At 66.3% G+C, this 23710-nt stretch carries 19 protein-coding genes and 1 pseudogene; 3 read left to right on the forward strand and 17 right to left on the reverse strand.

Annotation, left to right across the window (positions count from 1 at the left end):
- Positions 1 to 185: 185 nt before the first annotated feature.
- The gene (fbaA, locus tag NQK35_RS06870) at positions 186 to 1211 is read right to left on the reverse strand and encodes a class II fructose-bisphosphate aldolase (protein ID WP_257113658.1); all 1026 of its coding nucleotides are present in this window, start codon (positions 1209 to 1211) and stop codon (positions 186 to 188) included.
- A 142-nt stretch (positions 1212 to 1353) separates the two neighbouring features.
- Positions 1354 to 2082 carry a TrmH family RNA methyltransferase gene (locus tag NQK35_RS06875; RefSeq protein WP_009213123.1) on the reverse strand — a complete coding sequence of 243 codons (729 nt, stop codon included), beginning with the start codon at positions 2080 to 2082 and terminating at the stop codon, positions 1354 to 1356.
- On the opposite strand from NQK35_RS06875, the gene NQK35_RS06880 reads away from it, so the two are divergent.
- Together NQK35_RS06880 and pyrE are read left to right on the forward strand one after the other, a co-directional pair.
- A complete protein-coding gene (locus tag NQK35_RS06880; RefSeq protein ID WP_257113660.1) occupies positions 2081 to 2902 on the forward strand; it encodes an HAD-IIA family hydrolase in 822 nt (273 codons plus the stop codon). The two genes, NQK35_RS06875 and NQK35_RS06880, sit on opposite strands and share 2 nt — an antisense overlap.
- A gap of 27 nt (positions 2903 to 2929) precedes the next feature.
- Positions 2930 to 3499 (forward strand): orotate phosphoribosyltransferase, encoded by a 570-nt coding sequence (gene pyrE, locus NQK35_RS06885; protein WP_009213121.1) that lies wholly within the window; start codon positions 2930 to 2932, stop codon positions 3497 to 3499.
- A 68-nt stretch (positions 3500 to 3567) separates the two neighbouring features.
- On the opposite strand, the gene NQK35_RS06890 is transcribed toward pyrE, so the two are convergent.
- Positions 3568 to 4356: an SDR family NAD(P)-dependent oxidoreductase gene (locus NQK35_RS06890; RefSeq protein ID WP_009213120.1), complete on the reverse strand. Its 789-nt coding sequence runs from the start codon at positions 4354 to 4356 to the stop codon at positions 3568 to 3570.
- Between the two features lie 82 nt (positions 4357 to 4438).
- On the reverse strand, positions 4439 to 7333 hold the full coding sequence (locus NQK35_RS06895) for a choice-of-anchor M domain-containing protein (RefSeq protein WP_306456005.1): 2895 nt from the start codon (positions 7331 to 7333) through the stop codon (positions 4439 to 4441).
- Positions 7334 to 7476: 143 nt separating this feature from the next.
- Between NQK35_RS06895 and NQK35_RS06900 the strand changes: the two genes are divergently transcribed.
- Positions 7477 to 8292 carry an exodeoxyribonuclease III gene (locus tag NQK35_RS06900; RefSeq protein ID WP_257113662.1) on the forward strand — a complete coding sequence of 272 codons (816 nt, stop codon included), beginning with the start codon at positions 7477 to 7479 and terminating at the stop codon, positions 8290 to 8292.
- Positions 8293 to 8301: 9 nt separating this feature from the next.
- Here the strand turns inward: NQK35_RS06900 and NQK35_RS06905 are convergent, their stop codons facing one another.
- From NQK35_RS06905 to dnaK, 13 genes and pseudogenes are all read right to left on the reverse strand, one after another.
- Positions 8302 to 9132, reverse strand: a complete 831-nt coding sequence (locus tag NQK35_RS06905; RefSeq protein WP_257113663.1) for a serine hydrolase domain-containing protein — start codon at positions 9130 to 9132, stop codon at positions 8302 to 8304.
- Positions 9129 to 9908, reverse strand: coding sequence for a TetR/AcrR family transcriptional regulator (locus tag NQK35_RS06910; RefSeq protein ID WP_009213116.1), 780 nt, complete (start codon positions 9906 to 9908; stop codon positions 9129 to 9131). Before NQK35_RS06910 ends, NQK35_RS06905 begins: the two co-directional genes overlap by 4 nt.
- A 75-nt stretch (positions 9909 to 9983) precedes the next feature.
- On the reverse strand, positions 9984 to 12596 hold the full coding sequence (clpB, locus tag NQK35_RS06915; RefSeq protein ID WP_257113665.1) for an ATP-dependent chaperone ClpB: 2613 nt from the start codon (positions 12594 to 12596) through the stop codon (positions 9984 to 9986).
- Positions 12597 to 12719: 123 nt separating this feature from the next.
- Positions 12720 to 13379, reverse strand: coding sequence for a YbjN domain-containing protein (locus NQK35_RS06920; protein WP_048740589.1), 660 nt, complete (start codon positions 13377 to 13379; stop codon positions 12720 to 12722).
- A gap of 348 nt (positions 13380 to 13727) precedes the next feature.
- Positions 13728 to 15089 carry a DUF418 domain-containing protein gene (locus NQK35_RS06925; protein ID WP_257113672.1) on the reverse strand — a complete coding sequence of 454 codons (1362 nt, stop codon included), beginning with the start codon at positions 15087 to 15089 and terminating at the stop codon, positions 13728 to 13730.
- A gap of 85 nt (positions 15090 to 15174) precedes the next feature.
- The gene (locus NQK35_RS06930) at positions 15175 to 15855 is read right to left on the reverse strand and encodes a hypothetical protein (protein WP_009213111.1); all 681 of its coding nucleotides are present in this window, start codon (positions 15853 to 15855) and stop codon (positions 15175 to 15177) included.
- Positions 15856 to 16042: 187 nt separating this feature from the next.
- Positions 16043 to 16696, reverse strand: coding sequence for a hypothetical protein (locus NQK35_RS06935; RefSeq protein WP_257113674.1), 654 nt, complete (start codon positions 16694 to 16696; stop codon positions 16043 to 16045).
- A gap of 33 nt (positions 16697 to 16729) precedes the next feature.
- Positions 16730 to 17469: pseudogene (locus tag NQK35_RS06940) on the reverse strand (type 1 glutamine amidotransferase).
- Positions 17466 to 18776 (reverse strand): Mur ligase family protein, encoded by a 1311-nt coding sequence (locus NQK35_RS06945; RefSeq protein WP_257113675.1) that lies wholly within the window; start codon positions 18774 to 18776, stop codon positions 17466 to 17468. The pseudogene NQK35_RS06940 and the gene NQK35_RS06945 overlap by 4 nt, the downstream one beginning before the upstream one ends.
- Before the next feature lie 566 nt (positions 18777 to 19342).
- On the reverse strand, positions 19343 to 19897 hold the full coding sequence (locus NQK35_RS06950) for a heat shock protein transcriptional repressor HspR (protein WP_009213106.1): 555 nt from the start codon (positions 19895 to 19897) through the stop codon (positions 19343 to 19345).
- Positions 19898 to 19900: 3 nt separating this feature from the next.
- The gene (locus tag NQK35_RS06955) at positions 19901 to 20950 is read right to left on the reverse strand and encodes a J domain-containing protein (RefSeq protein ID WP_257113676.1); all 1050 of its coding nucleotides are present in this window, start codon (positions 20948 to 20950) and stop codon (positions 19901 to 19903) included.
- A 40-nt stretch (positions 20951 to 20990) separates the two neighbouring features.
- Positions 20991 to 21611, reverse strand: a complete 621-nt coding sequence (locus tag NQK35_RS06960) for a nucleotide exchange factor GrpE (RefSeq protein ID WP_009213104.1) — start codon at positions 21609 to 21611, stop codon at positions 20991 to 20993.
- Complete coding sequence (dnaK, locus tag NQK35_RS06965; RefSeq protein WP_257113677.1) at positions 21608 to 23443, reverse strand: molecular chaperone DnaK; 1836 nt, start codon at positions 23441 to 23443, stop codon at positions 21608 to 21610. The genes NQK35_RS06960 and dnaK overlap by 4 nt, the downstream gene beginning before the upstream one ends.
- Between the last annotated feature and the right edge of the window lie 267 nt (positions 23444 to 23710).

Below are 23710 nucleotides of genomic sequence, written 5' to 3' on the forward strand. Positions count from 1 at the left end.
GGATGCATCGGCGCGAAGGACTAGCGTCGTGCGGCAGGGCGCAAATGCCGGGCCTCGGGAGGCGAAGCGGTGCTGGACGAGTCGCGTCTTGTGCTGTGCGTGAGCACACAGTAAGGCCGCCCGACCCCGGCGGGGGGTCGGGCGGCCAGGCGCCTGAGGCCGCGAGGCGGCTATCGGCGACGTGTTCAGCGCATCTGGGTGCCGGTGGCGCCCAGGCGCTCGCAGGCCTCGACGACGCGGGCGGCCATGCCGGCCTCGGCCGACTTGCCCCACGTGCGCGGGTCGTACTGCTTCTTCACGCCGACCTCGCCGTCGATCTTGAGGACGCCGTCGTAGTTGCGCATCATGTGGTCGACGACCGGGCGGGTGAACGCGTACTGCGTGTCGGTGTCGACGTTCATCTTGATGACGCCGTTGGCGACAGCGGTGGCGATTTCATCGGCGGTGGAACCGGAGCCGCCGTGCATGACCAGGTCGAAGGGACGGTGGTCGAGGCCGAAGTGCTCAGCGACCTCCTTCTGGATGGTGCCGAGCAGCTCGGGACGCAGCTTCACGTGGCCGGGCTTGTAGGCGCCGTGCACGTTGCCGAAGGTCAGGGCCGTGATGTAGCGGCCCTTCTCGCCCAGGCCCAGGGCCTCGACCGTCTTGATGCCGTCCGCGGTGGAGGTGTAGAGCTTCTCGTTGATCTCGCCAACGACGCCGTCTTCCTCGCCGCCGACCGCGCCGACCTCAATCTCGAGGATGGTGTTGGCCTTGACGGACATGGCGAGCAGTTCCTTCGCGATCTCGAGGTTTTCGTCGAGCGGAATCGCGGAACCATCCCACATGTGGGACTGGAAGGTGGGCAGCTTGCCTTCGGCGACCTGACCGGCCTCGATCTCGAGGAGGGGGCGGACCCAGGAGTCGATGTTCTGCTTGGCGCAGTGGTCGGTGTGCAGAGCCACGGTGATGCCGTAGTTCTTGGCAACCTCGTAGGCGTAGGCGGCGAGGGCCAGCGAGCCCGTGACGCGGTTCTTGATGGTGGAGCCGGAGCCGTACTCGGAGCCGCCCACGGAGATCTGGATGATGCCGTCGGACTCGGCCTCGGCGAAGCCCTGGAGGGCGGCGGTGATGGTCTGGGAAGAGGTCACGTTGATCGCGGGGTAGGCGAACTTGCCGTCCCTGGCGCGATTGAGCATCTCTGCATAGACCTCGGGAGTTGCGATAGGCACTTGGAGCCTCCTAATCGAGTGACAGTTGTGTCGTGTCGTATTGTCTCACAATTTGCAGGAGGCGGAAGGGGATGGAAGTCCCGTGCTCGCACCTCATCGCCGCTTCGCGCGACGAGGGAGCGGCTCACGTATCTGGCGCCGATTACTCGCCTGCGGCGGTGAGGCGCGTGGCGTGGGCCCACATGACGATTGCTGCGGCGTGCCCGACGTTCATCGAACGCGTCGATCCGCGCTGCGTGACGGCAACGACGACGTCGCAGGCTGCCAGCATCTCCTCGCTCAGCCCGAGTGCCTCGGAGCCGAACACGAGGCATGCCTTGGCGGGCAGGATCGTCTCCTCCAGCGCGATCGAGTCCCGGACGTTATCCACGCCCACGATGGCCAGCCCGTGCCGCGCGCAGTGGAGGGCGAGTTCGGCTGCGTCGCGGGGGTGATCGACCGGAAGGTAGCGGTCGGTCACCATGGCGCCGCGGCGGTTCCACCGCCTGCGTCCGACAACGTGCACGCGGCGCGCGCCAAGCGCGTTCGCCGTGCGCACGATCGACCCGATGTTGAAGTCGTGGTCGAGGTTCTCGACGGCGACCTCGAAGGGGAGGCAGCGGGCGGCGACGTCCGCGCGGATCGCCTCCATCGTCCAGTACCTGTACCTATCCTCGACGTTGCGTCGGTCCCCGTGTTCCAGCAGCTCCGGGTCGTAGCGGTGGTCGACTGGCCAGGCGTGAGGGCCTCCGGGCCAGGGGCCGACCCCGACCGCGGCGCGTCCCTGGGCCTCGGGCGCCCGCCGGGCTTGGGCGCCATCCGGCGCGATGTCACACGCGTTTTCGAACTCGTTCACGGATCCCACCCTAGCGGGACCGTAGAATGGGGGCATGAGCGCACTGACAACTGCCCCGAAAGCGTTGATCGATCTCCCTCCCGTGACCGCCTGGCTCTCCGATATGGACGGCGTGTTGGTCAAGGAGAATCGCGCGCTGCCCGGCGCGAATGAGTTCCTGGCGGCGCTGCGCGACAACGGCATGCCCTTTCTGGTTCTCACCAACAACTCCGTTTTTACCAACCGCGACCTTTCGGCGCGCCTGGCCAACTCCGGCTTGGAGATTCCCGAGGAGAACATCTGGACGTCGGCCAACGCCACGGCAGCTTTCCTGCAGCAGCAGTCTCCCGGTTCCACCGCCTACGTGATTGGCGAGGCCGGCCTGACCACGGCAATTCACACGGCCGGATACGTGATGACCGAGACCGATCCGGAGTACGTGGTGCTCGGCGAGGTCCGTTCCTACGACTTCCGTGCCCTGACGCAGGCAATCCGCTTCATCGAGGGCGGGGCGAAGTTCATCGCAACGAATCCGGACGTGTCTGGCCCCTCCGACGAGGGAACCCTGCCGGCCTGCGGCGCCATCGCGGCGATGATTACGGCCGCGACCGGCCAGAAACCCTACTTTGTCGGCAAGCCGAACCCCGTCATGATCCGCGCGGGCCTGAACAAGATCGGCGCCCACTCTGAGAGCGCCGCCATGGTCGGCGACCGCATGGACACGGACGTGCGCGCCGGCGTGGAGGCGGGACTGCGCACCCACCTGGTCCTGTCGGGCTCGACGACGCGCGAGGACGTTCGCAACTATCCGTTCCGTCCCTTCGGTATCCACGAGGGCATCGGCCAGCTCATTGAGCTGGTTGAGGCGACCCACTGACACGCAACGACACGAGAAAGAACACCCATGACCAACGATTCTCAGAAGGCTCGTCTGGCGGCCCTGGTCCAGGAGCTGTCCGTCATTCACGAGAAGGTGACCCTTGCCTCGGGCCGGGAGTCCGACTTCTACGTGGATATGCGTCGTTCGACGCTGCACCACGAGGCGGCTCCCCTCATCGGCCACGTCATGCTGGACCTCCTGGAGGAGTCCGGCTTCGCGGTTGGCGAGGAGTACGTGGGAGTCGGCGGCCTGACGATGGGCGCGGATCCGGTCGCCACCGCGATGTTGCACGCCGCCGCCTCGCGCGGCCTGGACCTGGATGCCTTCGTCGTGCGCAAGGCAGCGAAGGATCACGGGATGAAGCGCCGCATCGAGGGGCCGGACGTGGAGGGCAAGAACGTCGTCGTCCTTGAGGACACCTCAACGACGGGCGGCTCCCCGCTTGAGGCGGCTTTCGCGCTACGTGAGGCGGGTGCCAACGTCGTCGCGGTGGCCGTCATCGTCGACCGCGCAACCGGGGCGAAGGAGCGGATCGAGGCCGAGGGCTTGCCGTACCTGTCCGCTCTGGGGCTGAGCGACATCGGCCTGGCCTAGACGATGGCCTCGGGGGTGGGGTCGGGCTCGTGCGCGAACCCGACCCCACCCCGTCTCGCTCAGAGGCGTCACATGTGCGGGATGGCTCTCATGGCGCGCGCGGTCACCCATCGGGGAGCAATCTTCATGGCCCCCATCGCGGCCTTGTAGGCGAGCGTGGGGGTCACCTGGATACGTCCCGCGCGCACGGCGTTGAGCGCACAGGTGACGACCTCCTCGGGAGAGGCCATGAGCCACGCCGGAGTTGCCTCCATGTCGACGCCTGCCCGCTCGAAGAAGGGGGTGTTGACGGGGCCGGGGCACACGACGGTCGCGGTGATGCCGGACCCCCGCAGCTCAGCGGCCAGGCCTTCCGTGAAGGCCACCACCCACGCCTTGTGAGCGGAGTAGGTTCCGGCTCCCGTGCGCGAGGCGACGGAGCCGACGTTCAGGATCGCGCCTCGCCCGCGCGAGCGCATCGAGATGCCTGCGTGGTGAGCGAGGATCATGACGGCACGAACCATCACGTCCACGCCCGCGAGTTCGGCCTCCAGGGTGTTGTCCAGGAAGTCTGTCCCCAATCCGAACCCGGCGTTGTTGACGAGAAGGTCAACGGGCGCAAGATCCGCCTTCTCGACGTCGGCGGGGCCTCCCACGTCAAGGCGTGAGGCAACCCTCCGGCACCCCTCGGCGGTGGACAGGTCGGCGGCGATGGTCTCCGCTCGCACCCCGGCGACGTTCGCGAGCGCTGACGCGAGCGCGCTCAACGCTTCTTCGTGGCGCGCGACGAGGACGAGATCGTGTCCGGCGGCTGCGAGCTGCCAGCAGAATTCTTCACCTATTCCGGACGTGGCTCCGGTGACGAGTGCTGTTCCCATGGGGGCAGTGTAGCTCGCAGCGTCGGGGTATCACGAGGCCGGGGCGGGGATCTTCTCTCGCATCCGCGCCCCGGCCTCGTCGTCAACGGGTGCGGATGAGGTATCCAGCACCGCCACCCGCGAGCGCGGCCGGGACGACGAGGAGGACGAGCCAGTAGGGGCTCCAGCCCCGCGAGCGGCCCGCCTCGTTTCCCGCAGCGATGGGGACGGCGTTGGCCGCGTCCTGAGTGCCATCGACGGGTGCCTGTGCCGCGCCGCTCTGGGCGCCGTCTGTGCTCAACGCGCCGCTCTGGGCGCCGGATGTGGAGCCGTTGGCCCGGGGCGTTGCGGAAGGAGCCGCCTTGGGGGCGGTGACCGGGCTGGAGCTAGAGGACCCCGTTGAGGTCGGCGCGCCCGAGCCAACGCCGGTACGCGCGGGACTCACTCCCGCACCGGTCGTGCTCGACGTGGGGTTCGCGCCACCCGTCGCCTGTGTTCCTCCCGCACTTGCGTTGCCTCCGTTGCCTCCGTTGCTCCGAGGCGCGAGGGGGCCGCCATTGGGGGCGGGGGCCGGGAAAGGCCTCGGCGCGGGCGCGGGGTCCGGACTCGGCGTGGGGCCAGGGTCCGGGGTCGGAGCGGGGTCCGGGGTCGGTGCGGGAGTGGGCGTGGGGTCCGGGCTCGGCGTGGGGTCCGGGCTCGGCGTGGGGTCCGGAGAGGGGGCCGGGCTCGGCGTGGGGCCAGGGTCCGGGGTCGGAGCGGGGCCGGGAGAGGGCGTCGGCACGGGTTGGTCATTCCCGCCGGGCGCCGGGCGGTCTGCGTGGTGACCGGCACGCACGACAACCGTGAACGACTGGGGGGCGACGAGCGTACGCTCCCCGCTGCGTGCCCCGACCTCGATGCGGTAGGTCCCCGGCGCGCTGAACACCCAGTTGCCGTGCATGTGGGTGGCCTCGGTCGTGTGAACGACGCCGTCTGCCTTGGTCGAGTCAAAGTGCACCTTGGCCGCGCTCCCGAAGGCCCCTCCCTGGAAGAAAGCGGCACGCGCCCCCTCGGGGGCCTCGGCCAGATGCAGGGTGAGGTCAGCGCCGTCGGGGAGGGCCGCGTAGTCGATCCCCTCCGTGGACAGGCCCGGCCAGACGATGTCGCTGTTCTGGGTTTCGGGGAGCACGTAGGTCGCGCTACCAACCGGACCGAGAACGTCGTAACTGGGATCCGACAGTGACGAGGGCCGCACGAAGCGCGCGTTGGGTGCCACGGCCAGGGTCGTCGAAGACAGGGTGCGCAGCACCGAGGTGCGTGCGGCGGTCAGCGAGTCGTCCTTGACCGCCAGCCCGTAGGTAATGCCGGCGGCGGCGTTCTGCTGGGTCAGGCGCACATCCAGGTGGCCTCGCGCGATCTCGACCGGATCATTGAGGAGGGGCGAGGCAGGCGCCGGGCTGGTTCCTCCACCATTATCGGGACTGGGCGCCGGGTCGGGTGTGGGCGCCGGGTCGGGTGTGGGCGCCGGGTCTGGGGCTGGTTCCTCCGGGACAGAAGCGCCGGCACGCACGTGAAGCGTGGCGGTCAGACCCACGTGCTCGCCGACCGTGACGTCGCTGGCCTCGGCAACTGTCATGACGGCGTCTGACAGCGGGTGGGGACGGATCGTGACGCGCATGTGCATGGGCTCGCCCTGGCACACCCCCAGGTCCTGAGCCTTCGTGTCCATGCCTCCCGCACCCAGCGTCCCCTCCATGGAGCACCAGGGGCTGAAGTCATACTTGGACTCGAGGAACTCGATCTTATAGGTCGCGCGCAGGCTCGGGTCGGCAGCTCGCACGGTCGCGGTGTATTGGTCGGTCGTGCCCGGTTTGAGATCGTAGGAGACATCAACGCGGCGCGACGACAGCGGCAGGCTGTCGGGATTCCACACGGGAGCGGGATCGGGGTTGGAGGGGCCGAGGAGTTGCTCGCCCGTTCCCACCGAGACCGGTTCCTTATCCCTTTGAGAGTACTGGGCGGCCTGGGAGATCCATCGGGCCGAGGAGGAATCCTGGGGAATGTAGATCGCCTGGACCGAGGCGGCATCGGCCCCGAGCAGTTCGGAGACAGTGGCACGGCCCGCCTCGACCGGCACCTCTGTGAGGAAGTAGCCGTTGACGGTGATCCACGCGCGACCGGCGTCGGTGGCCACGCCCGTGTCGATGGTGATGTCGGTGAGATGGTTGTCGCCCGGATGCTCTCGCTGCGCGTGAGGGGCGAGCGTCAGCGTGGGAACGGCTCCCTGGCCGTCCCCACGCTCGGGGCGTGCGGCGTTGTATGCGCTCGTGATGTCCTTGATGGTGCCCTCGGAGGGGTTGGCGCCTCCAACCTGCCAGACGAGCGGGGTGAGGGGCGAGGAGTAGATCGCCTTGCCGTCGGCGCTGCGCGCCGTCATCTTGTAGGTCGCAACGTAGCGGCCCGGCTGCGTAAACGTGGTGTAGAGATGCGTATGGCGCGGGTTGTACACGCTGCGATAGGCGGTATCGTGGCTCGAGAGGAAACGATTGACGCTGTCGCCGTTGTCGATGAACATCTCCATGCGTCCCGGGCCATCAACACTCACGAGGTCAAGGGTGTAGGTGTCGCCTTCAAACTTGTCGGTGTCGCCGATCTCACCAGCTCCCAGACCCGCCCAGATGGGCGTGTTTCCAGGTCCGGGATTCTGCGGCGCGGCGTTGAGGACGCTTCCCTCCGCTCCGAGGAAGGACAGGTCCGGGCGACCGGCGGGGACGACGAGCTGCGACTTCGCCTCGTCCTTCTCCCCCGTTCCGGTCCATGCCTTGGGTAGCCACAGGACTGTCTTCTCCATCGGGAGGTTGATGGTGTTGAGCGAGAAGCTCGAGGTGTCGTCGTGCCAGATGGGGATGGGCGCGTCGACGTGCTGTCCGGTGACGATCCAGTCCTTGTCCTGGTCGGGTCCGGCCCACGCCGCACTGGGAGCCAGTGCCAGGAACAGGGCGAGCGCTGCGGTGCTCACGCGTCGCAGGTATGACATTCGGGTGCCTCTTCTAGCTATATTGTTGGTGAGAATCATTATCACTCTGAATAAGCGCTTGCACAACTCACGCACCTCGCGCGTTTCGCCCGGACTCCCCCGTCGAGCGCCGATAGGCTCGCCTCATGAGATTCGCGACCTGGAACGTCAACTCCATCCGCACACGCATCGATCGCGTCATCGCCTTCCTCGAGCGCTCAGACACGGACGTCCTCGCCATGCAGGAGATCAAATGCAGGCCCGACCAGTTCCCCACCGCCCCCTTTGAGGAGGCCGGCTACCAGGTGGCCGTCCACGGCCTCAACCAGTGGAACGGGGTCGCCGTCGCCTCCCGCCTCGCCATCACGGACGTCCGCGATCACTTTCCTCACCAGCCCAGCTTCGGAGAGCCCGCCACGGTAGAGGCGCGCGCGCTGGGCGTCACCGTCGACGTGACCGGGGTGCTTGAGGCCCGCGAGGGCTCGCCTTCCTCGCTCACGATCTGGAGCCTCTACGTACCCAACGGCCGTGAGCTTGACAACCCTCACTACGCGTATAAGCTCGACTGGCTCGCGACGCTCGCCGAGCAGGGGCGCACGTGGCTCAGCGACTCGCAGGCCCTGATCGCACTCGTCGGAGACTGGAACGTGGCTCCCCACGACGAGGATGTGTGGGACATGTCGGTCTTCGAGGGATCCACACACGTCTCACCCGCCGAGCGCGACGCCTTCGCGGCCTTTGAACGCGACGGTTGGGTCGAGGTCACCCGAGACCGCGTCACCAACTACACCTACTGGGACTATCAGAAGTTGCGCTTCCCGAAGAATCAGGGAATGCGCATCGACTTCGCCTACTGCTCGGCGCCGCTGGCGGCGCGCGTGACAGGCGCTCACATTGACCGCGACGAGCGCAAAGGAAAGGGGGCCTCGGACCACGTGCCGGTCATCGTCGACGTCGCCTAGGCCGACCCGTCACCCTTCTCCCCCGGCAACGCCCACCGAGGAGCAGCTTCGAACCGTCTCGAGGAGCGAGGCGTTGAGAGATGACCAGTTCTCGCGATGCCACTGGCCGAAAGGCTCCTCGCCGACGAAGCAGGCGCTCGCGGTCAGGTCGCGGTCGGCCCAGACGAAGGACCCTGCCTGTCCGAAGTGTCCGATAGTGCGAGCGCTGGCATCCGGCGCGCTCCAGTGCGGAGCCTTCTCGCCCCGAATCTCCACTCCGAGCCCCCACGGGCACGGAGTGAACCTTCCATACCCCGGCACGACTCCCGCAAGAGCCGGGAACTGAGACATGGCAGCGAGCGCTGCGAGGGGCTCGCTCACGAGGGTTGGTCGTGCCAGCTCGGCACCAAAGAGGCTCAGGTCGGCGGCGCTGGCGACGCCTGCGTGCGCCGGGCTGCCCGGAATCTGCGCCGATGCCATGCCCAGGGGATCGAAGATGACCTGCTTCACCCAGCGGTCGATCTCCATTCCGGTCACGTCCTCCAGGAGTTTTCCGAGCACGTCGAAACCCTCGTTGGAGTAGATCCGCCGCTTACCCGGGGCGGCCGCGGGCCGGCGCCCTTCGAAGGGCAGGCCCGAGGCGTGTGAGAGCAGGTGGCGCACCGTCGATCCGGGCGGGCCGGCGGGAGCATCCAAGGTGGTCAGCCCCCGGTCAACGGCTACGAGCACCGACCACGCGACGATGGGCTTGGTCACGGACGCCAGCGGGAAGACCCGATCGAGGTCGCCGTGCGAATAGAGGACGTCGCCCCCGACACGCAGGACGAGGGCGACGTCAAATGACGGGAGAGGACCGATCACGCGGTGGCCTCCGGGGCCGCTGCTTCGGCGGCGGCGGTGGTCTTCTCGCTGATCTTGCGCAGCGTGCGCGCGTACACCTCTGCAACCTCCTCGGGAACCGAGGCCCCCAGCTGCAGCACGTAGTGCGCGGGCAGGTGCAGGAGCTGGACGCACACGGCCAGGAAGTCGGCGACGAACTCCCGCGCGTCGATCGGCTCGTCGTTGTAGCGCGCGGAGACGACGGAGCCGTACCAGTAGCGGATCAGAATCTTCGCGAGGGTGCGAGGGGTGGTGCCGATGTCGGCCCCCTCCTCCTCCACGAAGTTGTGGATCATGACCGCGAGGGCTTCCTCCATCTGCTGCGTCCGGTACTTGTAGTGGGCGTGCGCGGGGTGCGCCTCCGAGGACGCCTCCGCCCACAGGACACAGTCCAACGCGATGGCAGCGTCGGCACCGGGCTTCATGGCGAAGCGCATTTCGCCGACCGCCCAGTCGACAAACGAGCCAGCGGTGATGCCACCCTCGTCGAAGCCGCCTTCCACCTCGTCGTTAATCGTCACGTCGAAGAGGGCGTTCATGTCCTCGTGACGCTGGATCGCGCTGCGCAGGATCGCTTCCTTGGAAGGAAAGTGATAGACGACAGCGGGGTGTGAAATACCGACTCGACGACCGAGGTCGCGCAGAGAAAAGCCGTTGTAGCCTCGCTCTGCGATGAGGACCATCGCTGCCGAGAGGATGGATTCGCGCGTCGCCTGTCCGACGGAGTAGGCGCCACGGGCCTTCCTCTGGGTTGTCATATCATCTCCTGCTGTTGCGAACGCCAAATACCAAGCGTCCGAAATACAAACTGGTTGTCAGTGTAGCGCGCTATCTCAGGGTTTATCAACATTCATAACAAGCCCGTCGAAGGATTCGTTGATGTCAACAGTCACATTCTGACCATCATTGACGTCTCCCGCCAGCACAAACACTGCCAATCGATCGCCAATCTCACGCTGAATTAGGCGGCGCAGCGGGCGTGCCCCGAACGCCGGATCGTAGCCTGTGCGAGCCAGCCAGCCGCGCGCAGGCTCGGTCACTGTCAAGCCAATACGGCGGTCCACCAGGCGGCGCTGCAGCGACTCAACCAGCAAATCGACGATCTCGCCCAGATTTTCGCGGGTGAGCGGATCGAAGACGACAGTCTCATCCAACCGGTTAAGAAACTCCGGTCGGAAGCTCGCGTGCACGACGGACATGACGGCGTCTCGCTTCCCTTCCGGCGTCAGGTCGGGATCGGCCAGGAACTGCGACCCGAGGTTTGACGTGAGGATCAAGATGGTGTGACGGAAGTCCACCGTCCGGCCCTGACCGTCGGTGAGGCGGCCGTCGTCAAGAACCTGCAGGAGAACGTCGAAGATCTCGGGATCCGCCTTCTCAACCTCGTCCAGGAGAACGACCGAATACGGGCGCCGCCGCACGGCCTCGGTCAGCTGACCCCCCTGCTCGTATCCGACGTACCCCGGAGGGGCGCCAACGAGGCGCGCAACCGAATGCTTCTCCGAGTACTCGGACATGTCAATGCGGACAATGGCACGCTCGTCATCAAAGAGGAACTCGGCCAGCGACTTGGCAAGCTCGGTCTTTCCCACGCCCGTCGGCCCTAGGAAGAGGAAGGAACCCGTCGGTCGATTCGGGTCGGCGAGGCCCGCGCGCGAGCGGCGAACCGCGTCCGAGACGGCCCGCACGGCCTCCTTCTGTCCGATGAGGCGTTTGGCGAGTTCATCCTCCATGTGCAGGAGCTTCTCCGTTTCGGTCTGCAGGAGCTTGCCCGTCGGAATGCCGGTCCACGCTTCGATGACCTCGGCGATCTCCGCGGGGCCAACCTTCTCCGCGATCATCGGCTCGGCTTCGCCGACACTGTCCTGCGCGTCGGCTCGTGCTTCCTCCTGCGCGATCTGACGTTCGACGTCTGGGATCTCGCCGTTCTGGAGACGACCGGCTTCCTCCCAGCGCCCCTCGCGCACCGCCAGCTCCAGCTGCGTGCGCAGCGAGTCGAGCTGGACGCGCAGGTCGCCGACGCGGTTGTGCCCGGCCTTCTCGGCTTCCCAGCGGGCGGTGAGCGCACGCAGGTTCTCCTCGCGGTCGGCCAGGTCCGCGCGCAGCTTCGTCAGCCGTTCCGCCGTGGCCTCGTCGCGCCCGTCGGGATCGGACTCGGCAAGGTAGGACTCTTCCATCCGCAGGCGATCCACGCTGCGGCGCAGCTCGTCGATCTCGACCGGGGAGGAGTCCAGCTCCATCCGCAGACGGGAGGCGGCCTCGTCGATCAAGTCGATCGCCTTGTCGGGAAGCTGACGACCCGAGATGTAGCGATCCGACAGGGTGGCCGCGGCCACCAGGGCACCATCCGAGATGGTCACCTTGTGGTGAGCCTCGTACTTTGGCGCGATTCCACGCAGGATCGCGACGGTGTCCTCTACCGAGGGTTCGCCGACGAAGACCTGCTGGAAGCGTCGTTCGAGGGCGGGATCCTTCTCGATGTTCTCCCGGTACTCGTCGAGAGTCGTCGCACCGACCATGCGCAGTTCCCCGCGCGCCAGCATCGGCTTGAGCATGTTGCCCGCATCCATCGCGCCTTCGGATCCGCCACCGGCTCCGACGACGGTGTGAAGCTCGTCGATGAAGGTGATGATCTGTCCGTCGGAGCGAGTGATCTCAGCGAGGACGGCCTTGAGGCGTTCCTCGAACTCTCCGCGATACTTGGCGCCTGCGACCATCGAGGACACGTCAAGGGAGACGAGGCGCTTGTCCCGCAGGGACTCGGGGACGTCACCGGCGACGATGCGCTGGGCGAGCCCTTCAACGACGGCGGTCTTACCAACGCCCGGTTCACCGATGAGAACCGGGTTATTCTTCGTGCGTCTCGACAGGACCTGAATGACGCGCCGGATCTCGTTGTCGCGCCCGATGACGGGATCGAGCTTGCCTTCGCGCGCAACCTCGGTGAGATCGCGACCGTACTTCGACAGGGCCTCGAAGGATCCCTCGGGGTCGGGCGAGGTGATCGGGTCGGGGCGTAGCTGCGCGAGGGCCTGCGCCAGGGCCTCATCGGTCGCACCCCCCTGGGTGAGGATGCGCCCCGCCTCGGTGTCGGAGGCAGCCAGCGCGATGAGCAAGTGCTCTGTCGACACATACTGGTCCGCACCCTTGTCTGCGCGCTCGCCCGCGTCCTGAACGACTGCGAGCAGGGAACGCGAGGGCTGGGCGCTCCCCGCGGACGCACCCTGGGTTGAGGGGAGTGCGACGAGCGCGCGTCTGGTCTGCGCACCGATCGCGCGAGAATCGGCTCCCACCGCCTTCAGCAGGGCAAGCGCTATGCCTCCCTGCTGTTCGATCAGGGCTTCCAGCAGGTGGACGGGCTCGACCTGCGGGTTCCCGGCCGCGGAAGCGGCCTGCAGCGCAGAGGCAATGGCCTCCTGCGCCTTCGATGTCATCTCACGTGCCATGAGATCAATCCTCCAATGTGTTGCCGTGTTGCGTCGATGGCCCTCGACGCCTTCTGGTACACAGAACGACAGCAAAGTTGAGTCTATTCCACTCAACGTCACCTTGGGGGATAGATCCGGCTCTCAGTTTCCAGGAAGCCAGGTGGGTCCGCCGAAGCCGCGCTGATGACCACCCGACGGCCCGGCCCCCTCGTCGTCGAGGCCGTAGCGCTCAGCGAGCGCCCGAAAGAGCTGCAGGGTGGTGGCAAGGGCGCACATCACCTGCTGGACGAGCTGGGCATCCGTCGCCCCATACTCGTAATCACCATTGACCTCGGCGACGACGCGACCCCCCTCGACCTGGTCCGCGACGTAGGACTTCGGCCAGAGAAACTCCCCATGCCAGGCCTGCAGGAAGTCACGCAGGTCCTCGCCGTACTCTGCGGGCACCAGCTGCTTCATAAAGGCGACAATCGACAGGACCTCGCTCGAGTTGCCGAGGAAGCGGAAGCAAAACAGGTGTCCCTCCCACAAGCCGCACAGGTCACCATCGCCATCGATGCGCCACGCCCAGCCCTCGGTATCGAAAAGGAGGCCCAGCCGCTCCTGCGTGATGGGACGAACCATGTCAAAGCGGTTCACTTCGAACTCTGCGCTACCCGTGGCGATTCCTTCCACCGTTTCTGCGTTGCCACTGCCCCATTGTTCCACATTGGCGGCGGCGTCGTCCGGCGGGATCGGGCGGCGAGGCGTCTCCTCGCCGTCGGCTCCACCGTCAGCATCCGCCCGCCATAGCCAGCCCATGATCATTCCCCTACTCGCGCTGATCGTCCCCGGCGCACATCGGCACCCTTATCATCGAGGCACACCCGCGTAGGCAGCCCCCACTGTTCAGCTGCATGCACACGCCCATCGGCCACCTCCAGCGCTCGCCACGATCACCATCAACACGATTGTTAACACCTTCACAGTAGCGCAGAATCGGCGAAAAACCAACGTTCTCAACGAGTCGCATTCCGAGTTGCCACCTCCGCAGCGCAACCACGGAAGCCATCGTCCCAGCTCATCCGGGTAGCCCCAGCAACAGAAACAGGTATTGTCTAATGGGTCACATTTTATCCCATCTGTTGCGCAGGCCTACCTCTTCCGCTATTAGGTCGGATCCGTGCCGTCGACGCCTCCCCACGACGCGCCGGATGCGCTTGCACTCGCCTCATCCTGCGCGGCTGCGACGGGAAGCGCCGGCATCGGCAGCGGCCGCGCGCTGCGAGCAACGAGTGAGCGCAGCGCACGCTCCGCTGGCCCACGCGAGGACCCCCTGACCTCGGCGAGGATGCACCCGATACCGATCAGGACCCACACGCCGAGCGCAATCAACGCGCCCACGGCGCTGCCGACGAAACGGACGCCGAGCACACCGAGCCCACCGAACGCGAGGATGAAGACCAGCGTCTGCGAGAGGTAGGCGGTCATCGAACGCCGCCCGATCGCGCTCAGGAAGGTACACACGGTGCCAAGGCTTTCACGCGGGCCGCCACCGATGAGAGCGAGAAGAGCAAGCCACCCGCACGCGCCCACGAGACCCGAGAGGTGATAGAGGGGGTTCGCCCACGTCAAGGAGTCTGCGAAGGCCCACCCCAGCTGCCCCAAGGCGAAGGGAATGCCTCCGGCGGCTCCGACCGTCAGGCCGCCGGCAGCGATCGCCCCGAGGATTGCGCGATGCCCCGGAGGGTCCTGCAAAAGCCCAAGGCGCGCGACGCCGACGCCGATCATGACCGACGGGACCACGAGGGACATCAGGAGCGTCATGGGGGTGACGATGATCCACTCACCCAGGGATATCAGCGGAAAGAGGGGGTGTAGAGCTCCCCGCGGGTGAGAACCGAGCGTCATCGAGCCACTACCCGCTGCAATCGCTATTCCCCACATCGACAACACGAATACCGCCGTGAACAACGCGCCGATCAGGCTCAGCAGCCATGCGCGTCCGGAGACCACAACCTCGGCGAAAATGACCGCGACCAGACCGTAGGCGCCGATGATGTCACCCGCAAAGACCATTCCGTGCAGGGCACCGAAAGCCAGCATCCACCAGCCACGGCGGCGGATGAGACGAGAGGCGGCGCGGCGCGCCCGCCGCTCCACCTCCTCATCGAAAATCTGGTGCTGAACGGGCGCCCAACCGGCGCTGACCTCGCTCGACACGGCCTCGCGAGCGGCGCGCCGCTCGCGCTCCATGGTGCGCATCGCCATGATCGCCATGCCGAAGCCGAAGAGGATCGAGAAGAGGGGATAGGCTCGGCGGTCGACGAAAAGGGAACGCACGATGAACCACCACTGGTCGGCCGCGTTCATGACCTGAAGCAGCTCCGAACGATTCGCCGGGTAGTCCGGGAAGTACTTCAGCCACCACGGCACATTCGCCAGGGCGATGAGAGCCAGCATGAAGCCGCGCGCGACATCGGGGGCAGGAAAACGCAGCTGGCGATCTCCCGTGAAGGAAAGGGCGGGCATGAGTATCCTCTTTCGACGCTTCTCGCTACCTATGAGAAGGGGCGAGGCCGGAGAATCTCCCGAGCCTCGCCCCGTGACCACCGGCTCAACCGATGGCGGACATCATGGCTTGCTGTTGGATCGCTCGACGCTTACCATTCGCTCTGACAACGAGGACGATCCCGACGATCAACACGACGATTCCCGAAACGCCGATGACAGTCGACCAGATCATCGCGGAACCCGTTGACGCCATCACGTCGGCGCCGCTCATGTTGAGGCCCATCAGTTTTGCACCCGAGTCAAGCCCGTCGCAACGCACGACGTAGTCACCGGCAGCGAGCCCGTCAATGGAATAGACGTTCTTCTCGTTATCGAAGGGACTCATCTGGTGACTCTGCTGACCCGAGTCGATCAGGGCACACGAATCAGCGGTCCCGGGACTGACCATCACCGTGTAGCTGCCACTGCTCGAGACCGTGACGCTATCGCCGTTGTCGATGGTTGCGGCTTGTGCGGCGGCCTCGCCGAGCGTACGAAAGCCCGTGGATAGGAGGACGACGAAGACGATGGGGGCCACGACGACCATCATGAGGACACCGAGACCGATCAAGATGCCTCCGGGCGCCCGACTCGGGAGCTTCCCCGTCGGCATGACGGCAGGACCGGGGTAGCCGGGTCCAGGAACGCCACCGGGGTATCCCTGGGGAGCACCGGGCCCATTTTGCCCGTATTGCGGCCAGGGGGTTCCCTGCTCGCCGGGGACACCGTAGGAGGGATTCGACATGTTTGTGCCTTCCTGAAGGGGATGATGCTTAAGCATAACAACGGGGCAGCCGCAGCGAACAGTACGTCGCGACAATCGGATCAGATCTCTCTTGATCGTACGCCGTTTCCTCTCCGAGGGAGGGGAAACGGCGGGGCAGAAAAGGGCACGACCCCACAATCCTGGGGGTCGCGCCCTCACGGGTTCGTCAGCGCACGGCGCCCGTCATCGCTGCGCCCATGATGCGGCGGCGCTTGCCGTTTACCCTGACCAGAAGCACGATGCCGACGATCACGGCGATCACGCCTGCGACCCCCACGATGGTGCCCCACAGAAATGGCATGACGAAAATCTGCGTGACGGCTTCCGGTGCCGTGTTGTACGCGATGACCTTTGTGCCGACGGTGGCAGCAACGCATTGAAGCTTGTACTGACCTGCCGGGACGCCCGACGCAACGTACGACTTGCCGTTATCCCCATACGGGTCCAACCGGTACCTCGTGCCGCTCGAATCGATGAGCGAACACTCGGGGTCCTTACCGGCGACAGCCTTCACCGTGAAGTGTCCGTCCGCGGTCACCGTGACGACGCTGCCGTTGTCGGTGGTACCGCCCTGGACCGATCTTCCGGGGGTGCTGGCAATCCCATAGAGCATCGCGGCGAAGAAAGTGATCGGCGCGATGACGATCATCAGAACCGCACCGAGGATGAGCGTGGCGACGGCGGGGCCGCGGCCGGGCATCGACGGCACGCTCACCGGCGAAGGAGCACCGTAGCCCCGGGGGTCGCTGCGCGCAGCCTGACCATTGAGCGGGAACGCCGCGTGCTGATCGCCCGAGGGGCCGTAGGAGGGGTTGGACATGTGGGTGTCTTTCTGACTGATGGACGTGACGCGTTAGGGCATCCTCACGCCCGCCAGGCGCTGCGCACGCAGCTCAGCGACCCCCGGCACCTCGAGCGGAGCCAGCGTCGTGCCGGTTGCGCGCTGCAGCAGCAGGTCCGCGAGCTCGGGGTTGCGGGCGAGGACAGGGCCATGCATGTAGGTCGCTATGACGGATCCTTGAACGGCGCCGTCGTAGCACACCTCCGGTGCTTCTTCTCCCCGGGGTACGCCGTTGCCCACGCCCGAGATAACTCGGCCGAGCGGAGCCGCGTCGGGGCCAAGGACGGTGCCGCCTCCGTGGTTTTCGAAGCCGGTGAGGGTTTGCGTGAGGCATTCAAGGATAGGCGCGCAGACCAGTTCACCAATCGCGCGATGTCCCTGGGGGCGCGTGGTGATGTCGAGGACTCCCATGCCTGCGACGCGTGTGCCCCTCGCGTCCTCGTACCAGTGGCCGAGAACCTGCAGGGAGGCGCAGATGGCGAGCAGCGGACGACCCGCGTCAAGAGCGCGGGCAAGCCCCGAGGTGCCGCGGAACTTGTCTGCGCGAGCGCCTGAGCGGTGTCCTCGCCGCCGCCGAGCGTGTAGATATCGAGGCTGTCTGGAATCTCCTCATTCAGTCCAACGTGGACGATCTCAGCGTCAATGCCGCGCCTGCGGGCTCGCTCCGCCAGGATCAGCGCGTTGCCGCTGTCCCCGTAGGTGCCCAGGACCTCGGGCATCAAAACGCCGATGCGCAGCGTGGAGGCGCTCATCGCGTGCCCTCCTTTCGATCGAGCAGGACCTTGAAGTCGCGCATGGCCGTGTAGTTGAGGAGCATCTCGACGCGACCGGGATCGCACGCTGCCAGGGCGTCCATGGGCAGGGGCACGAGGTCGCAGTGAACGCCCGCGTATTCGAGGCGCACGGCGAGGTCTGCGCCCCGTTCGCCGCAGGCGAGGACGCGGCGGCCGACCTGCTTGACACCGGAGAAGTCAACGTCCCAGAGCCAGGAGAGATCCTGCCCGTCGGGGACCTGTCCGTTGACGCCGATGACGACCTGGTCGACACGCGGATCGATCATCGTCATGGCTTCCTGCCATCCGGCGGGGTTCTTGGCCAGCATGAGACGGGCGTTGCGTCCGTTGATGTCGTGGACGGAGTAGCGTCCGGCAACCTCCGTGACACCGTTGATGGCCTCGGCGGCGGTCGCAGGGTCAATGCCCATGGCGACGGCGGCGGCGACGGCCTGCGCGGCGTTACCGAGGTTCGCGCGTCCGGGGAGCTTCAGGGCGAGGGGGACGCTCGCGCCGCGAGGTCCGCGCAGCGTCGCGCGCGGGCCCTCGGGGGCGAGCTCGACATCCTCGAGCCACCACTGGGGCTGGGGACGGCGCTTCAGGTCGGGCAGTTCCTCCCCCTCGAAGGCCGGGATCAGGTGCCACCCGTCCTCGCTGCGCGCGACGCGCCCCCCTCGGGGATACGCCGCACTGTCGCCTCCCCACCCGGCGCCGGCGGCGACCCACACGACGTTCGGATTGTCCGCGGCCGCAGACACGATCAGGGGGTCGTCGCAGTTGGCAACGACCGTGGCACTGGGGTGGGCGGATGCCCCTTCGCGCAAGCGGCGTTCGACCGTGCCGATCTCACCGACTCGGTCGAGCTGGTCACGCGAGAGGTTGAGGTAGACGAAAACGTCGGGATGCACGTCCGCCGCAACGGCCGGAACGTGCATCTCATCGACCTCAAGGGCGGCACGCGTTGCCCCTTCGCCTCTCATGAGCGCGGTGATGACGCCCGACGTCATGTTGTCACCGTTGGTATTGGAGGCAACCGGCCCGCCTCTTTCCAGGGCGGCTCGCACCATCCGTGTTGTCGTCGACTTTCCATTGGTTCCCGTCACGACGACGCAGGAGTACGGGGCGGCGAGTTCCGCGAGGAATCTCGGGGAGATACGCAGGGCAACCTCGCCCCCGATCATTCCGCCGGAGCCTCGCCCAAGCGCTCGGGACGCACATCGTGCGGCTGTTCCGGCCGCCCGGGCTAGCCGCGAGCGCACCGACAGGTGATGCGATGATTTCGTCATGCACCCACGTTAACTCATGCGCCACCGACGCCGCGTCGCCAGGCTCAGGGCGCCCGCTCTCACCCCTCGCCAGGCCGGGGCGGGAAGGCCGGTGCCTCCCGCACCGCGACACGCCGCATGCTCGCTGACCTGCGAATATAGTTACGCACCCCATATCGGAGTTACCCACGCCATGCCACTGTGATCGTCTCGACATATCCCTTTGGTCGATCCTTCGCCATCGCCCGCATGCACGCCGCTCACTCGCGGGTCACAATCGGCAAGATTTCAACGAAACTCGCCGATTCTTCGACGCGCCCGCAGCCGCGAGATCACCCGAGGAGAGAGCCGACCCTTGACGCACGCTTCCCCCAACTCGATTGCACATATGTGCGAACCGTCTCCCGGGTCGACAATCGACTATCAAAACCGGCTGTGACCTGGTAAAACTATCATCAGCAGGCGAAAGCCTGTCGCCTGTTCCAGGCTTCGATCGTGGGTCCTGTGTGCCCCCGGATCCTCGATCGAATTACGCTGCGGGACCCATCCGTTGGATGGGTCCCGCAGTTCTATTGCGTCACCAATCGCTAGCGGCCAGGGACGATCGTCCCCTCGATGACCGCTCGCACGCCGCCACGCCTCCGCTGCCTGCCGACGACGGAGGACGCCTGCCCGTCGACAGATGTGAGCGCGGTGAGCGCGCGCATCGGGTTCCACACCGTGAGAGATCCGCCCGAGGCGACGGAGGACTCCCGCCCCTCCCAGGCTCGCTGGCCTCTCCTCATCGGCATGACCTGACCGTCGGGGGAGGCGGCGAAGACACGGTTACGGCGAGCCTCGGAGGCGGCGACCGTGGCACGCAGGCCGTCGCACTCCGCCTCGAGCTCCTCGACGCGGCGCTCGAGGTCGAGGATGCGCCGGATTCCCGCCAGGTTGATCCCCTCTTCCTGACTCATGCGTTGCACATCGCGCAGCCTCTGCACGTCTCGCTTCGTGTAGCGCCGCCCCTTCCCCTTCGTGCGCGCCGGAATCACCAGGCCGAGACGGTCGTACTGCCGCAAGGTCTGAGGGTGCATACCGGACAGCTCCGCCGCAACGGAGATGGCGAAGGTGATCGCCTCGCCTCGCCCCTTCACTGCCATGGCTTACTCCTGCGCCGTCTTCGCCAGGGACGCACGCACGTCGAGGTCTCCCTCGGCCTGCGCCATCTCCTTCGCAAGTCTCTTCAGCTCACGGTTCGGTTTCTCGGGGACCTGGATGGCCACGCGAGCGACCAGGTCACCGCTCACCTTGGAGGTTGAGACCCCCTTGCCACGCACCCGAATCTCGGTGCCCGACGAAGAACCCTCGGGCACCTTTACCGCGGCCGTGCCGCCGTCAATCATGGGCACGTCGATGACGGTGCCGAGGATCGCCTCGGACACGGTGACAGGCAGCGTCACCACGAGGTCATTGCCCTCGCGCGAGTACACGGGGTGCGGCTTCACCGTCACGGTAACCTCAAGGTCGCCGGTGGGGCCGCCGTGCAGGCCGGGCTTCCCGTGACCCTTGACGCGAACCTTCTGGCCATCCTTGATGCCGGCAGGGATGCGGACCTTGATCGGAGAGCCTCCAACCTTGATGGTCAGGGTCGCCCCATTCAGAGCCTGGCGCAAGGAGATGGACAGCTTGGCGCGCACCGTCCCGCCCTTTTCGGGCGTAGGTGCGCCGTGCGAGGCCCGGGCGCTGAAGGGAGACCCGTAGGACTCACCCCCGAATCGGGAGCTGCCACCCGCCGCGCCTCCAAAGAGACCGGAGAGGATATCCTCGAAGCCGGCCCCGCCGCCGGGCATGCCGGAGGCCTGGAAGCGCACGTTGTGGCCACCGCCGCCGAAACTGCCTCCGGCGCCGCTAAAGCCCCCGAAGAGGTCTTCGAAGCCGCCCGCTCCACCGGATCCTGCGGAGAAGCGCGCACCTCCGCCTGCCATGGCGCGAATCGCGTCGTAGCGCTTGCGTTCCTCGTCGTTGGACAGGACCGCGTATGCCTCGCCAATCTCCTTGAACCTGGTTTCGGCCGCCGTATCGCCCGGGTTCTGATCCGGGTGCCACTGCCGCGCCAGCTTACGGTAGGCCTTCGTGATGGCCTTCTTGTCCGCCTTCTTGTCGACTCCCAGGACCTTGTAGAAGTCCTTCGAGAACCACTCTTGTTCGCTCACGCGCGTTTCACCTCTCTTTCAGTCACGAGCATGTCGAAAGTCATTCAGGGTTGTTCACCAGCACCTTTGCGGCTCGCACGACGCGCTCATCGCGGCGGTAGCCACCGGTCAGGACCTGCCCGATCACGGGATGGTCCACATCGGGGCTCGTGGTGGCCATCAGGGCATCGTGCAGGGCAGGATCGAAATCGTCACCCTCGGCTCCGTAGCGCTCCAGCCCGAAGCGCGTCTTGAGCGTGTCCTCGAGCTTCGCAGCGATCGACGCGAAGGGACCGTCCTCCAGGTCTCCGTGCGCGCGGGCCGCGGCGATGTCGTCGAGAACGCTGATGAGCGACTCAATGACCTCGTCCTGCCCGGCGGTCTTGTGACCCGGGATAGCTTCCTTGGAGCGACGCACGTAGTTCGCGTACTCCTGGCCCTGGTTGTAGAGCTCCGCGTTGGCGCGGGCCAGCTGGTCTTCGATGGTTGCGATGCGTTCGAGAGCCTTGGCAAGGTCAGAGTCCTCGACCTGGTCCTCGAAAGCACTCATATCATCAGCCGGATTCTCGGGCGAGGACGACTCTGCCGCCTGGCCGACCGGGGCCGACTCGAGGGAGTCGGCCCCGGGGGCGTTCGCGTCCTCGTTGGGCGCCGAGAAACCGTTGGTTTCCTCGGTGCTCACTTGTTGTTGTCCTCATCCACGATTTCGGCGTCCACGACATCGTCCTGGGCGGGGGCCGCCTTCTGGGCGTCCTCGGCCTGCTGCTTGGCGTAGATCTCCTGGCCGATCTTCATGCCCGACTCAGACAGGGTCGTCATCGCGGCCTTCACAGCCTCAATGTCATCTCCCTTGAGGGCTTCCTTCACGGCGTCGACATCCTTCTGGACGGCCGCACGGGTCTCCTCGGAGATCTTGTCGGCCTCGTCCTTGAGCAGCTTCTCCGTCGAGTAGACGGCCTGCTCAGCCTGGTTACGGGTGTCGGCTTCCTCACGGCGCTTCTTGTCCTCGGCAGCGTGCTCCTCGGCCTCGCGCACCATGCGGTCGATGTCCTCCTTGGGCAGGGACGATCCACCGGTGATGGTGACCGACTGCTCCTTACCCGTGCCGCGATCCTTCGCGGAGACGTGAACGATACCGTTGGCGTCGATGTCGAAGGTCACTTCGATCTGAGGAACGCCGCGCGGAGCGGGAGCAATGCCGGAGAGCTCGAAGGTACCCAGCAGCTTGTTGTCGCGGGCAAACTCACGCTCGCCCTGGTAGACCTGAATGAGCACGGAGGGCTGGCCATCCTCGGCGGTGGAGAAGATCTCCGAGGCCTTGGTCGGGATCGCCGTGTTACGGTCGATGAGCTTGGTCATAACGCCACCCTTGGTCTCGATGCCGAGCGACAGGGGGGTCACGTCAATAAGCAGGACATCCTTGCGGTCACCCTGGATGACGCCGGCCTGCAGGGCAGCGCCCACGGCGACGACCTCATCGGGGTTGACACCCTTGTTGGGCTCACGGCCGCCGGTCAGCTCCTTGACAACCTCGGTGACGGCGGGCATGCGGGTGGAGCCGCCGACGAGCACGACGTGGTCGATCTCGGAGACGGTCACGTCAGCCTCGGCCATGACGTCGCGGAAGGGCTTCTTGGTGCGCTCGAGCAGGTCCGCGGTCAGTTCCTCGAACTTGGCGCGCGTCAGGGTCTCATCCAGGTGGATGGGGCCATCGGCGGTCATGGACAGGTACTGCAGCGAGATGTTCGTGGAGGTCGCGGAGGACAGCTCCTTCTTGGCCTGCTCAGCGGCTTCCTTGAGACGCTGGAGCGCAACGGGGTCCTTCGACAGGTCCGCGCCGGTCTTCGCCTTGACCTGGCTGATCAGCCAGTCGACGATGCGCTGATCCCAGTCGTCGCCGCCCAGGTGGTTGTCGCCGGAGGTGGCACGCACCTGGATGGTGGAGAAGCCGTCATCATCCTTACCCACCTCAAGGAGGGACACGTCGAACGTGCCGCCACCGAGGTCGAAGACCAGGATGAGCTCGTCTTCCTTGCCCTTTTCGAGACCGTAGGCCAGGGCCGCGGCGGTGGGTTCGTTGACGATGCGTTCGACCTTGAGGCCGGCGATCTGACCGGCGTCCTTGGTCGCCTGACGCTGCGCGTCATTGAAGTAGGCGGGAACCGTGATGACGGCCTCGGTGACGGGCTCACCCAGGTAGGCTTCGGCGTCCCTCTTCAGCTTCTGGAGGATGCGCGCGGAGATTTCCTGCGCCGTGTACTTCTTGCCGTCGATCTCCGTCGTCCAGTCGGTGCCCATGTGGCGCTTGACCGAGGAGATGGTGCGATCAACGTTCGTGACCGCCTGACGCTTGGCGATCTCACCGACGAGAACCTCGCCGGTCTTGGAGAAGGCGACGACCGAAGGAGTCGTGCGAGCGCCTTCAGCGTTCGGAATGATGGTGGGCTCGCCGCCTTCGAGGACGGCGATAGCGGAGTTGGTGGTGCCGAGGTCGATGCCGACTGCACGTGCCATAGTGTGTGTTCCTTTCATCGGCGAGGCCGACTCCGTCTCACCGGAGCGGCTCGCATTGCTGTCTCGTGCCGGGATGATCCCGACAGACCCTTGAGTCTGATGTACTCAACTTTAGGACCGGGCGTTTTATTCCGCAAGCCGAACACCCGAAACTTGAGTCACGCACGCTCATGCTTGATGGAGGGTGTGCACTCGCCTCGGACCGGAGGCTTCCCCACGCAAGACAGCGGACCCCGGGCCCGTGGGGCCCGGGGTCCAAAGCTCAGC

Source organism: Schaalia odontolytica, assembly GCF_024584435.1.
Classification (GTDB): domain Bacteria; phylum Actinomycetota; class Actinomycetes; order Actinomycetales; family Actinomycetaceae; genus Pauljensenia.